At 44.2% G+C, this 14561-nt stretch carries 9 protein-coding genes; all 9 read left to right on the top strand.

Annotation, left to right across the window (positions count from 1 at the left end):
* Positions 1-13 precede the first annotated feature (13 nt).
* The 9 genes from G7Y45_RS01490 to mreD all read left to right on the top strand — a co-directional run bounded on the left by G7Y45_RS01490 (position 14) and on the right by mreD (position 14561).
* A complete protein-coding gene (locus G7Y45_RS01490; protein ID WP_165017959.1) occupies positions 14-2365 on the top strand; it encodes an outer membrane protein assembly factor in 2352 nt (783 codons plus the stop codon).
* Positions 2366-2491: 126 nt separating this feature from the next.
* Positions 2492-3394, top strand: a complete 903-nt coding sequence (locus G7Y45_RS01485; protein WP_005783042.1) for a hypothetical protein — start codon at positions 2492-2494, stop codon at positions 3392-3394.
* Positions 3395-3783: 389 nt separating this feature from the next.
* On the top strand, positions 3784-6177 hold the full coding sequence (locus G7Y45_RS01480) for a TonB-dependent receptor plug domain-containing protein (RefSeq protein WP_165017962.1): 2394 nt from the start codon (positions 3784-3786) through the stop codon (positions 6175-6177).
* A gap of 166 nt (positions 6178-6343) precedes the next feature.
* Complete coding sequence (locus G7Y45_RS01475; RefSeq protein WP_101603927.1) at positions 6344-8299, top strand: ABC-F family ATP-binding cassette domain-containing protein; 1956 nt, start codon at positions 6344-6346, stop codon at positions 8297-8299.
* 15 nt (positions 8300-8314) lie between these two features.
* On the top strand, positions 8315-10348 hold the full coding sequence (locus G7Y45_RS01470) for a M13 family metallopeptidase (RefSeq protein WP_022011755.1): 2034 nt from the start codon (positions 8315-8317) through the stop codon (positions 10346-10348).
* Positions 10349-10499: 151 nt separating this feature from the next.
* Positions 10500-12023: a bifunctional phosphoribosylaminoimidazolecarboxamide formyltransferase/IMP cyclohydrolase gene (purH, locus tag G7Y45_RS01465; protein WP_005810937.1), complete on the top strand. Its 1524-nt coding sequence runs from the start codon at positions 10500-10502 to the stop codon at positions 12021-12023.
* A 73-nt stretch (positions 12024-12096) separates the two neighbouring features.
* A complete protein-coding gene (locus G7Y45_RS01460; protein ID WP_005792050.1) occupies positions 12097-13119 on the top strand; it encodes a rod shape-determining protein in 1023 nt (340 codons plus the stop codon).
* 102 nt (positions 13120-13221) lie between these two features.
* Positions 13222-14067 carry a rod shape-determining protein MreC gene (gene mreC / locus G7Y45_RS01455; RefSeq protein ID WP_005783073.1) on the top strand — a complete coding sequence of 282 codons (846 nt, stop codon included), beginning with the start codon at positions 13222-13224 and terminating at the stop codon, positions 14065-14067.
* Positions 14064-14561, top strand: a complete 498-nt coding sequence (mreD, locus tag G7Y45_RS01450; RefSeq protein WP_005783076.1) for a rod shape-determining protein MreD — start codon at positions 14064-14066, stop codon at positions 14559-14561. Before mreC ends, mreD begins: the two co-directional genes overlap by 4 nt.

Here is a 14561-nt window from a genome sequence, read left to right as displayed (position 1 = left end):
AGATTAAAATAGGATGATACGTAAAAAGATATTTCATATATTTCTTGGCACCATACAAGCCGGTTTGGTAATGCTGCTTTTGGGAGCTTGTTCTACGACCAAACATTTGCCCGAAGGAGAAGTGCTTTATACCGGATCGAAAACTATTATTGAAAACCGTCCGCAGGCACCTTTGACGGACGATGCCCTGACAGAACTGGATGCTGCGCTCGAAAAGGCTCCCAGTACAAAGGTGTTGGGATTCATTCCTATCCCTTTTAAAATGTGGGCTTACAACAGTCTGGTTCATTATAAAAAAGGATTCGGGCGCTGGCTCTTTAATCGATTTGCCGCCAATCCTCCCGTATTCATTTCTACTGTTAATCCGGAGATACGTGCCAAGGTGGGTACTAATTTGCTGCACGATTATGGATACTTTAATGGTACGGTCCGTTATCAGACTCTGCCGGACAAGAAAGACAGCCTGAAAGCAAGCATACGTTATACGGTTGACATGAAAGACCCTTATTATATTGATACGGTTTATTACACTCGTTTCAATCCGCGTACGTTGAGAATCATGGAGAGAGGGCGACGAGGTTCGCTGTTGACACCGGGCGAACAGTTCAATGTCAGTGATCTTGATGAAGAACGTAGCCGTATCAGCGCTTTGCTGCGTAACCGGGGATATTTCTATTTTCGTCCGGATTACATGAAATATCAGGCGGATACTCTGTTGAATCCCGGACATGTCAGTCTCCGGCTGATACCTGTACCCGGGCTTCCGGAAGCAGCCCAACGCCCATACTATGTAGGGAAGACATCAGTTTATCTGTATGGAAAGGGTGGAGAAGTGCCTAACAGCACACTTGAATACCGTGGACTTGACATTCATTATTATAAGAAAATGCAGGTGCGTCCGAATATGCTTTACCGTTGGCTGAATTATCAGGCATATGTCCGCAATGATTCTTTACGTAACTCCGCCCATAGCCGCTTGTATAGCCAATACCGGCAGACACGTATTCAGGAACGTCTTTCACAATTGAGTATTTTCCGTTATCTTGATCTGCAATATATACCTCAGGACTCTACGGCAACATGTGACACACTGAACGTACGTTTACAGGCTACATTTGATAAACCGTATGATGCCGAACTGGAATTTAACCTGACGACCAAGAGTAACAACCAGACCGGCCCGGGGGCATCTTTCGGGCTGACTCGTTACAATGTATTCGGTGGGGGAGAAACGTGGAATGTAAAATTGAAAGGTTCTTATGAATGGCAGACCGGGCAGAATAAAGGAAGTTCATTGATGAATAGCTGGGAGATGGGAGTGTCTACGGCTTTGACTTTCCCCCGGGTGGTATTTCCTTCTTTCGGAGGACGTGAATATGACTTCCCGGCAACAACTACTTTCCATTTGTATATCGACCAGCTGAACCGTGCCAAATATTATAAACTATTGGCGTTCGGGGGGAATGCCACTTATGATTTTCAGCCGACTCGTACCAGCCGTCACAGCCTGACACCCCTCCGGGTGACTTTCAATGTGCTGCAACATACAACAAAAGCTTTTGAAGAGATAGCCGAACAAAATAAGGCATTGTACCGCAGTTTACAGAATCAGTTTATTCCGGCCATGGAATATACTTATACGTTTGATAACGCAGCTTTGCGCGGGGTGCGTAATCCTATTTGGTGGCAGACTACGTTTACTTCTGCCGGAAATATCACTTCCGGCATTTACCGTATTTTCGGACGGAAGTTTAGCCAGAAAGACAAAAAGTTGTTTGGTGTTCCTTTTGCTCAATTTTTAAAGGTGAACAGTGATTTCCGTTATACTTGGAAGATCGACAAGAATCAGTCCATAGCCAGTCGTGTTGCAGGAGGAATTATCTGGGCTTATGGCAATACTAATACGGCCCCTTACAGCGAGCAGTTCTATATCGGAGGTGCCAATAGTGTACGTGCTTTTACTGCACGGAGCATTGGTCCGGGTGGATTTCGTCCCACGAAAACATCCAAGGGGCTTTATCTGGACCAGACCGGGGACATCCGTATGGAGGCTAATGTAGAATATCGTTTCCGCATTTATGGTGACTTGCATGGTGCTGTCTTTTTGGATGCAGGTAACGTCTGGATGTTGCGTAAAGATGATGAGGCGCCGGAGAAGCAATTGCGCTGGAAGACTTTCGGTAAACAGATTGCTTTGGGAACGGGTACCGGTTTGCGCTATGATCTCGATTTCCTTATTTTGCGTCTGGATTGTGGCGTACCTTTGCATGACCCATACGATACGGGAAAGAAGGGATATTACAATGTGACCGGTTCTTTCTGGAAAGGGCTGGGGGTACACTTTGCTGTAGGTTATCCGTTCTAAAATAGTCGATGGCGATGAACGGAGTAAGAAAATTCTTCATACTTCGTTCTTCATTCTTCATTCTATTTTGTACTTTTGCAACGATATCTGATGAGACACATCACTAACCTTTTAATATTCACAGTTATGAAACCAACATTATTTGTGCTTGCTGCCGGCATGGGCAGTCGTTACGGAGGATTGAAACAATTGGACGGACTGGGTCCTAACGGCGAAACTATCATGGATTACTCTATCTACGATGCTATTCGTGGTGGATTTGGTAAAGTTGTATTCGTTATCCGTAAAGATTTTGAGCAGGATTTCCGTGATAAGATTCTGAGCAAATACGAAAATCATATTCCGGTGGAACTTGTGTTCCAGGCATTGGATAACCTGCCCGAAGGCTTCACTTGTCCTGCCGACCGTGTAAAACCCTGGGGTACTAACCATGCTGTCCTGATGGGTAAAGATGTTATCAAGGAACCATTTGCCGTTATCAATGCCGATGACTTCTACGGACGTGACAGCTTTGCTGTATTGGGTGCCGAACTGTCTAAGATGGACGGTAAAAAGAACGACTACTGCATGGTAGGTTACCGTGTAGGAAATACGCTTTCAGAAAGCGGATCTGTAGCCCGTGGCGTTTGCGAGACAAATCCGGAAGGTTATCTGACTACTGTGGTAGAGCGTACTGCCATCGAACGTATCGACGGTAAAGTATCATTTAAGGACGAAAACGGTGAAATGCAGACAATCGGTGATAACACTCCGGTTTCAATGAATATGTGGGGATTCACTCCCGACTATTTTGCTTATTCGGAAGAGTACTTCAAAGAATTCCTGAAAGAAAACGAAGGAAACCTGAAATCAGAATATTTCATTCCGTTGATGGTAAACAAGTTGGTGAACGAAGGCACTGCTCGTGTGAAAGTTCTGGATACTACAAGCAAATGGTTCGGCGTGACTTATGCAGCCGATCGTCAAGGCGTAGTAGATAAGATCCAGGCATTGGTAGATGCAGGTGAATATCCTAACAAACTGTTCTAAAGTTAATTTGCTCATTTCTATAATATAGATTTTGAAAGGGACGTCTTTGTGAAGATGTCCCTTTTTAATATCAAGCCGGGTCACACCTCTTCTGTGCCAAAAGCCCGGATTTCCTGTAGAAAAAGCTTTTTACTGGGCTCTGTTTCTTCTGCTTTGATCCGGAAATGAAAAGGACTTGTAAGTGAAACCTGCAATTCTGTGTCTTTTTGATGTCTATGTTTGCAAATGGGTGTCAATTCTTTATAAGGAAATAAAGTGTATGAAGCTCCGGAACGAATGAAAAAGGATGAATATTCAGGATGTGCCACATATTTGCACTCTTTTCGTTGCTTATTTCAAAATATGTGTTTATATTTGAAATATTCCTTGATACTTAATCCTGATTATGTATGAAAGAACTCCTTATTCTGATTGCCCTTTTTTTCTCTTTTATTCGGCTGTCTGCCCAGTCCGATTCTATCTGGCCTCATGAGAAACTTTATGTCCATACGGACCGTGCTAATTATGAGCGCGGCGACACGGTGCGGTTCCGTGCTTACCTGATGGATACCCGCCTCGAGGCAACGGCTTACAGCCGTTACGTTTATGCAGAACTGTTGGCTGACAGTCAGGTCATCTCCCGTGAGATGGTGAAGGATGATCACGGTGTCTTTTCCGGTTACATCTCTTTGGGTGATACGCTTCGTTCTGGCAATTATACGCTTCGTTTCTATACCCGTCATCTTTCCTCTTTGCCCGATCCCCGTTATTTCTATCGTCAGATTATTGTCGGCGGTCGTCCCTTTCAGGATTACCGCAAGGAGAGTGTGACTCGTATGGCGGCTTCCTATCACGTCTCTTTCTTTCCCGAAGGCGGACATCTTCCCTCAGGTTGTGTCAGTCGTGTCGCTTTCAAGGCTTTGAGTTCTGACGGTTTGGGGACAGATGTTCAAGGCTTTGTGCTCAATCAGCGTGGAGATACCGTCACCACACTGAGTTCGGTTCATCGGGGTATGGGCTTTTTCAATCTTGAACCGATTCCCGATGATAGTTATACAGCGGTATGTCGTAATCGTGAGGGTAAAGAGTTACGTTTCGCCCTTCCGAAGGTTGAACCGGCTTCTGCGGTAGCCCTCCGTGTCGATATTCGTAAGGATGACTTTTGGGTGCGTCTGAATTCAGGTACTGTCGTGTCTTCGGGTTATTCCCTTCGTGTCGAATATCGGGATAGTGTTCTTTTACATGCGGCTTTTTCCGGTTCCACCCCTTTGCGTGTACCTCGCTCTCCGCTGCCTCCGGGTGTACTCCGTTTTGTTTTGTTGGATAGTTCGGGCGTCCCCTTAAGCGGCCGTACCGCTTTCAATTGGAACCCTTCCGTGCGTGCTGATGTTGATTTCTCCGCTTGCCTGAAAGAGGATAAAGGACGTTCATTTTGGGATATTACTATGGGGCTTCGTGATACTTCCGGTGAGCCGTTGAGCGGTACACTCTCTGTTTCAGTTACCGACGACCGTTATGCTCTTCAAGATACCACGGTCAATATTCTTTCCTCTTTTCTTCTGAGTTCCGATCTTCAGGGATATGTTGAGGATCCCTCTTTCTATTTTTCCAGTGATGACTCCCGTACCTCGTATCTGTTGGACTTGTTGATGCTGACTCAGGGTTGGGTGAAATACAGCCTTGTTCCGTCCCGCAGTACCTTTTTGGTAGAGAGTAGTCAGTGCATTAGTGGCAAGGTGGTTTCCGAATATTCCGAGAAGAAGTGCATCCCTGATGCGGTTGTCACTTTATTCTCTTTCGATAAAACGGTTATGCTTCAGACGAGGAGTGACGCTTCGGGCTGTTTCCGTTTCGACAGTCTTTCTTTTCCTCAAGGTACGCATTTCATTCTTCAGGCGCGTAAGGAAAAAGGGGGTACGGGTGTGGCGCTGTTAGTCGACCGGGATTCCATTCCGCCTGTGCATTCTTCTCTTCCCATTTATGCGGATTGGTTTCGTGCGGAGATGGACGAGCCGATTGTTGCCGAGCAATCCGGTGATGATCCTTCTCCGGCAAGCGTGGATATGTTTCAGCGGTCTTCTACCGATCCTTTTTCTATGGAGCAATATTTAGACGAAGTTGTTGTTTCCACCCAGAAGATTGAGAAAAAGAAACGGTATGCAATCGAGTCTTTAATGGCTCACTCCGATTGGAATAAAACTTATCATGTGGACGAAATGACCCTTTCACCTTATTCATCTATCAAAGATTTATTGATTAATACTCCCGGAGTGGGGCGGGCAGTCGATTCACAGGCAGGAGATTTCTTTTATATAACACGGTTATGCATGGGGATGAATTCTACTCCTCCTCCGGCTCTATTGATGGTAGATGGACTGGAAACTTCTTATTCCGAACTTGTTGCTATTCCTGTATCCATTGTCGAATCCGTCGAGTTGGTAAAAGATGCTGCCCAAATGGCATATATTGGATCTAAGGCATCGAATGGCGCTATTCTGATTAGTACAAAATCGGGTTTAGGCACTATTGGTAAGAAAGCATCTAATTTTAGGATGATTCGTCCCATGGGGTATCAGCTGAAACGTGAATTTTATTCGCCTTTCTACCCTATCGTGCAGAAGTCGGCAAATAACAGTGAAAATAATTGCAAAACGATATATTGGCTTCCTGCTCTTCCGTTAAATAAAACCGGCTCCCAGTTGGAATTCAGTGATCCGGGACAAAGCCGGTTAACTTTTGTTGTTCAGGGTATCGCTTCAAATGGTCAGTTGGTCAGTTTGATACGTTCTTTAAAAAAAGAATAGTGGTGCGGTAGCATTATTTCTTTGGGTAATGTCCGGAAGAATCGATTGAACTGTCATTCCGGATATTTATTGCTGTTTCCGAAGATGCATATTTATATAGATTCTTTTTCGCAGTCTGCATAATTGAGTATCTTTGTTGCCTCAATTCCCTTATTTATAGAAAGAAGTGATTTCAGTAGAAGGATTAACAGTAGAATTTAACGCCACACCATTGTTTGAGGACGTTAGTTATGTCATCAATAAGAAAGACCGCATAGCCCTGGTGGGTAAAAACGGTGCAGGAAAATCAACGATGTTAAAGATCCTGGCCGGACTGCAAAGTCCGACACGGGGTGTTATAGCTATTCCGCGTGATGTAACGATCGGCTATCTGCCGCAGGTGATGATTCTCGCCGATAACCACACTGTGATGGAAGAGGCAGAACTGGCATTTGAACATATTTTCGAGCTTCAAGCCGATTTGGAGAGGATGAATCAGGAGTTAGCCGACCGCACTGACTATGATTCGGAAGAGTATCATAAACTTATTGACCGTTTTACGCACGAGAACGACCGTTTTCTAATGATGGGAGGGACTAACTTTCATGCAGAGATAGAACGTACCCTCTTAGGATTGGGCTTCAGTCGGGATGACTTTAATCGTCCTACCAGTGAATTTTCCGGTGGATGGCGTATGCGGATCGAGTTGGCAAAACTTTTGCTCCGCAAACCGGATGTACTGTTGCTCGATGAACCTACCAATCATTTGGATATTGAGAGTATCCAATGGCTGGAGAATTTTTTATCTACCCGTGCCAATGCGGTAGTACTGGTCAGCCACGACCGGGCTTTCCTGAATAATGTAACTACCCGTACCATCGAAATAACCTGTGGACAGATATATGATTACAAGGTGAAGTACGATGAGTTTATTGTTCTGCGTCAGGAGCGTCGTGAACAGCAGCTGCGCGCTTACGAGAATCAGCAGAAGCAGATTGAAGATACAGAGGCTTTCATTGAGCGTTTCCGATATAAAGCAACTAAGGCCGTACAGGTTCAGAGTCGTATGAAGCAGCTGGAAAAGATAGAGCGGATCGAAGTGGACGAAGTGGATAACTCAGCGTTGAGGCTTAAGTTTGTCTGCTCCAGCCGTAGTGGCAACTATCCTGTGATCTGCGAAGATGTGAAGAAAACTTACGGATCGCATGTTGTCTTCCATGATGTCAATCTGACCATCAATCGTGGTGAGAAGGTTGCTTTTGTGGGAAAGAACGGCGAAGGTAAGTCTACCCTTGTGAAATGTATCATGAGCGAGATTGATTATGAAGGCAAGCTTACCTTGGGACATAATGTACAGATAGGTTATTTTGCACAGAATCAGGCACAGATGCTTGACGAGAACCTGACTGTTTTCGATACGATCGACCGGGTGGCAGTGGGAGATATCCGTCTCAAAATACGCGATATACTGGGAGCCTTCATGTTTGGTGGTGAAGCCTCGGATAAGAAGGTAAAAGTGCTTTCGGGAGGTGAGCGCACCCGGCTGGCAATGATAAAATTATTGTTGGAACCTGTGAACTTCCTGATACTCGATGAGCCTACCAATCATTTGGATATGCGTTCGAAGGATGTATTGAAAGAGGCCATACGCGAATTTGACGGTACAGTAATTATTGTCAGTCATGACCGTGATTTCCTGGACGGACTTGCGACTAAAGTATATGAGTTCGGTGGTGGTGTAGTGAAAGAGCACTTGGGAGGTATCTATGATTTCCTTCAAAAGAAAAAAATAGAGAACCTGAACGAACTTCAGAAAAACAATCCTTTGTCTGTCTCACCTACAGGCGGTAAGAAAGAGGAAGGAGCTGAAGAGGGGGTATCCGAAAATAAACTGTCCTACGAAGCACAGAAAGAATTTAATAAGAAGATAAAGAAACTGGAGCGCCAGGTGGCAGACTGTGAAGCTGCCATCGAACAAACAGAATCGGCTATAGCTATCCTTGAAGAGAAGATGGCTACCCCCGATGGTGCTTCGGATATGTCACTTTACGAACAACACCAGAAGTTGAAACAACAACTTGACCACACGGTGGAAGAGTGGGAACGTGTTTCAATGGAGCTGGAGGAGATGAATGAAAAATAATAGTTTTTTAAGTGTATGAAAGTAATTAAGTATTTACCAATCCTTGCAATCTGTTGTATGGCAACAGGATGCAACAGTAAGAAAGAGGCCGTACTTACGTCCGGCATTGACCTTGCCAACCTTGACACAACTGCCCTGCCGGGCACCAGTTTCTATCAGTACGCTTGTGGCGGATGGATGAAAAACCATCCTCTGACAGACGAATATTCGCGTTTCGGTTCGTTTGATATGCTTGCCGAGAACAATCGCCGGCAATTGCGCGGGCTGATTGAAGGTTTGGCAGCGGGCAAACACGAAGCGGGCAGCATTGCACAGAAAGTAGGTGAACTTTATAATATTGCTATGGACAGCGTAAAGCTGAATAAGGAAGGCGTTGCTCCCATTAAACCCGAACTGGATAAAATAGGTGCTATCAAAAGTAAAACTGAGATTTATCCGTTGATCGTGGAAATGCAAAAGAATGGCATGTATCCCTATTTTATTTTTTATGTCAGCGCTGATGACATGAATAGCAATGAAAACATGGTACACACCATGCAGGGAGGCCTGGGTATGGGCGAACGGGATTATTATCTGGAGAATGATGCACAGACAAAAGAGATCCGTGATAAATATCAGCAGCATGTAGGTAAGATGTTCCGATTGGCAGGATATGATGAGGCTACTGCCGGAAAAGCAGTGAAAGCTGTAATGAACATTGAAACCCGCCTGGCCCGGTCGGCACGTTCACAAGTAGAATTACGCGATCCGCATGCCAACTATAACAAGAAGACTTTGGAAACATTGCAAAAAGAATATCCCTCTTTCGCATGGGATGTATTTTTCTCGACTGCCGGACTGAATAACTTGAAAGAGATTAATATCGGGCAGCCTGATGCAATGAAAGAAGTGAATGCCATTATCGATACAGTACCGCTTGAGGACCAGATTCTGTACTTGCAGTGGAATCTGATCAATTCGGCCGCCAATTACCTGAGTGATGACTTCGTGGCTCAGAATTTTGACTTCTATGGTCGTACCATGTCGGGTAAGAAAGAAATGCAACCTCGTTGGAAGCGTGCTGTCAGCACAGTTGACAGTTCATTGGGCGAAGCTGTCGGACAGATGTATGTGGAGAAGTACTTCCCTGCTGCGGCCAAAGAAAGAATGGTGGCTCTGGTCAAGAATCTGCAAGAATCTCTGGGCGAACGTATCAGGGAACTGAGCTGGATGGGAGAAGAGACTAAAGAAAAGGCCATGGAAAAACTGGCAACTTTCCATGTAAAGATCGGATATCCGGATAAATGGAAAGACTACTCTTCACTTGAGATAAAGGATGATTCGTATTGGGCTAATATTGAGCGCGCCAGTCAGTGGGGCTACAATGAAATGATTGCCAAATATGGTAAGCCGGTAGATAAAGAGGAGTGGCACATGACTCCGCAGACAGTAAATGCATATTACAATCCGACGACGAATGAAATATGTTTCCCGGCCGGAATACTTCAATATCCTTTCTTTGATATGAATGCGGACGATGCTTTCAATTATGGAGCGATTGGTGTAGTTATCGGACATGAGATGACTCATGGATTTGATGATCAGGGCCGTCAGTATGATAAGGATGGTAACTTGAAAGACTGGTGGACGGCAGAGGATGCCAAGAACTTTGAAGCACGTGCAGCAGTGATGGTTAACTTCTTCGACAGCATTGAAGTAGCTCCCGGGGTTCATGCCAACGGAGAGTTTACTTTGGGTGAAAATATTGCCGATCACGGTGGACTTCAAGTGTCTTACCAGGCATTCAAAAAAGCAACGGCGGCTGCACCTTTGAAAAATGAAAATGGATTTACACCCGAACAACGTTTCTTCCTGTCTTACGCAAATGTGTGGGCTGGTAATATCCGTCCAGAAGAAATCCTGAAACTTACGAAGATTGATCCGCACTCATTAGGCAAATGGCGTGTAGATGGCGCACTACCTCAGATTGGTGCATGGTACGAGGCTTTCAATATTACTGAAAAAGATCCGATGTACTTGCCAGTGGATAAACGGGTATCTATTTGGTAATAGATTGTTGCAAATAAACTGATAATAAGAAAGGCGCTGACTCATTTAATTGTGAGTCAGCGCTTTTTTATTATTAATTCACACCTTATTTATAACGTGTGATAAACAATATTTTGTAACTTTGCGCACCAAATACTTAATAAGCAAATCAATGTCTGAGTCTAAAAGAATAAAAACCGCACTGGTATCGGTTTATCACAAAGAAGGTTTGGATGAAATCATTACCAAACTGCACGAAGAAGGAGTGGAGTTCTTATCAACGGGAGGAACTCGTCAGTTTATCGAATCACTGGGCTATCCCTGTAAGGCTGTCGAAGATTTGACTTCGTACCCTTCGATTTTGGGTGGCAGAGTGAAGACGCTGCATCCGAAGATTTTCGGAGGTATTCTTTGCCGTCGCGGACTGGAACAAGACATCCAGCAGATTGAAAAATATGAAATTCCTGAAATAGATCTTGTCATTGTAGATCTTTATCCATTTGAGGCTACGGTTGCTTCAGGTGCCGATGAAGCTGCTATTATCGAGAAAATTGATATAGGCGGAATCTCTTTGATTCGTGCCGCTGCTAAAAATTACAACGATGTGATTATTGTTGCTTCTCAGGCCCAGTATAAACCATTGCTCGATATGTTGATGGAGCATGGAGCTACTTCTTCCCTTGAAGAACGCCGCTGGATGGCAAAAGAGGCATTTGCAGTTTCATCACATTATGATTCGGCTATTTTCAATTACTTTGATGCCGAGGAGGGATCTGCTTTCCGTTGTTCTGCAAACAGCCAGAAGGCGTTGCGTTATGGTGAAAATCCGCATCAGAAAGGATATTTTTATGGAAACCTGGACGAGATGTTCGACCAGATTCATGGAAAAGAAATTTCTTACAACAATCTGCTCGACATTAATGCTGCTGTAGACTTGATTGATGAATTTGATGACGTTACATTTGCTATTCTGAAGCATAACAATGCCTGCGGACTGGCTTCCCGCCCGACTGTGCTTGAGGCATGGAAAGATGCTTTGGCCGGTGATCCGGTTTCTGCGTTTGGCGGCGTATTGATCACGAATGCCGTTATTGATAAAGAGACTGCGGAAGAGATTAATAAAATCTTCTTTGAAGTAGTGATTGCTCCTGATTATGATGTAGATGCACTTGAAATTCTTGGGCAGAAAAAGAACCGTATTATTTTGGTTCGTAAAGAAGCCAAATTGCCGAGAAAGCAATTCCGCTCTTTGCTCAATGGTGTACTGGTTCAGGATAGAGACTTGAATATTGAAACAACAGCAGACCTTAAAACGGTAACTGATAAAATTCCTACTCCCGAAGAGGTCGAAGATCTGTTGTTTGCTAATAAGATAGTGAAAAACAGTAAATCGAATGCCATCGTACTGGCAAAAGGTAAACAATTACTGGCAAGCGGTGTAGGACAGACTTCGCGTGTGGATGCATTGAAGCAGGCTATCGAGAAGGCTAAGTCATTTGGATTTGACCTGCAGGGTGCAGTGATGGCGTCGGATGCTTTCTTCCCTTTCCCCGACTGTGTGGAAATTGCGGATAAAGAAGGTGTGACAGCTGTTATTCAGCCGGGAGGTTCGGTGAAAGACCAGTTGACATTTGACTATTGCAACGAACATGGCATGGCAATGGTGACAACGGGTATCCGCCACTTTAAGCACTAATTAAAAACTTGTTGTATGCCGGACAACCCGTTAGGGCACACTGGCATATCGACGCATTAGAAATTTATTCATTATGGGATTATTCTCTTTTACACAAGAAATAGCAATGGACCTCGGTACGGCCAATACTATCATAATTACCGGTGGTAAGATTGTAGTAGATGAGCCTTCGGTGGTGGCCCTTGACCGTCGGACAGACAAGATGATTGCTGTGGGGGAAAAGGCAAAACTGATGCACGAAAAGACCCACGAGAATATTCGTACCATCCGTCCGCTACGTGACGGAGTGATTGCCGACTTCTATGCTTGCGAGCAGATGATGCGCGGATTAATCAAACAGGTAAATACTCGCAACCGTCTTTTTTCTCCGTCGCTTCGTATGGTGATCGGAGTGCCTTCGGGTAGTACGGAAGTTGAACTTCGTGCTGTTCGTGACTCTGCCGAACATGCCGGTGGACGTGATGTTTATCTGGTATTTGAACCTATGGCCGCAGCTATTGGCATTGGTATCGATGTAGAGGCACCGGAAGGAAATATGATTGTCGATATAGGTGGTGGTTCTACCGAGATTGCCGTAATTTCATTGGGAGGTATTGTTTCGAATAACTCCATCCGCATTGCAGGTGACGATCTGACAGCAGATATTCAGGAATATATGAGCCGCCAACATAACGTTAAAGTCAGTGAACGTATGGCCGAGCGTATTAAAATCAATGTAGGTGCTGCTTTGACCGAACTGGGTGAGGATGCTCCGGAAGATTATATTGTTCACGGACCGAACCGTATTACTGCGCTTCCGATGGAAGTGCCGGTATGTTATCAGGAAGTAGCACACTGCCTTGAGAAATCAATTTCAAAAATTGAAACGGCTATTTTGAGCGCGTTGGAGAATACGCCTCCTGAACTGTATGCTGATATTGTACACAATGGAATCTATCTGGCCGGTGGTGGAGCGCTGCTTCGTGGCTTGGACAAACGTCTGACTGATAAGATTAATATTCCTTTCCACATTGCGGAAGATCCGTTGCATGCAGTGGCTAAAGGTACAGGTGTTGCATTGAAGAATGTAGACCGTTTCTCATTCTTGATGAGATAAATAATTAACTACGAATTACGAGCTATAAGTTACTGGCAGTGCATAAATGTAGCTGCATATACTTGTAGCTCGTAGTTCGTAGCTTGTAACTTATATGTCTTTATGCGGAATTTACTGAACTTTCTCTTGAAATATAATCACTGGTTCCTCTTCATTTTATTGGAGGTGATCAGTTTTGTTTTGTTATTTCGCTTTAATCACTATCAACACAGTGTTTATTTCAGTTCGGCTAATGCGGTTGCCGGCAAAGTGTATGAAGTATCCGGAGGGATTACTTCTTATTTCCATTTAAAATCGGTCAATGAAGATTTGCTGGATCGCATTATGGAACTGGAACAACAGAATCACAATCTGGAGGATGCTCTGGGAAGGCATTTATCAGACTCTACCGAATTAAATAGTATCCGCAATTTACCTAATACGGATTATCAGGTTTTTAAGGCGCGGGTCATCAATAACAGTCTCAATCTGGTAGATAATTACATCACTTTAAATCGTGGATCGAAAGATGGGATCCGTCCGGAAATGGGAGTTGTCGACGGAAACGGAGTCGTTGGTATCGTATACGATACTTCTTCTCATTATTCTCGGGTCATTTCGGTGCTGAACAGCAAGTCCAGTATTAGTTGTAAAATTGTGGGTAGTGAATATTTTGGTTATCTGAAATGGGAGTATGGAGATTCCCGATATGCTTATTTGAAAGATTTACCCCGTCATGCAGAGTTCAACTTAGGGGATACAGTGGTAACCAGTGGTTATTCTACCGTTTTTCCTGAAGGGATCATGATTGGTACTGTAGATGATATGGCCGATTCGAATGACGGGCTCTCTTATTTGTTGAAAGTAAAGCTGGCAACGGATTTTGGTAAAGTGAGTGAAGTGCGTGTGATTGCAAGGACCGGCCAGCATGAACAAAAAGAATTGGAACAAAAGAGTTTGGCGCAATGATTATCAACTATATACATAGAATAGGATGGTTTGTCGGTCTGATCTTGCTTCAGGTACTGATCCTGAATAATGTGCATATTGCCGGTGTGGCTACTCCTTTTTTATATGTCTACTTTATTTTAAAGTTTAATTCCGGTACTTCCCGAAACGAATTGATGTTATGGGGCTTTTGCATAGGTCTTGCCATTGATATCTTTTCTAACACACCGGGTATGAATGCGGCGGCGACAGTGTTACTGGCTTTTCTACGTCCGTTGTTTCTCCGTTTGTTTACTCCCCGCGATACTTTGGACAGCATTGTACCTTCGTTGAAAAGTATGGGGATTGCTTCTTTTCTCAAATATCTGGTGGTGAGTGTCTTTGTACATCATCTTATGTTGCTTACTCTTGAGTTCTTCTCATTTACCAGCATACCGTTATTGCTGTTAAGGGTGGTGTCGAGCACCATTTTGACTATAACTTGTATTATGGCTGTTGAAGGAGTGAGGAGATAG

The sequence above is a fragment of the Bacteroides sp. ZJ-18 genome, from assembly GCF_011038705.2.
GTDB lineage: Bacteria > Bacteroidota > Bacteroidia > Bacteroidales > Bacteroidaceae > Bacteroides > Bacteroides hominis.
The sequence above is the reverse complement of the archived record's forward strand: the minus strand, read 5'-3'. Positions and strand labels throughout refer to the sequence as shown.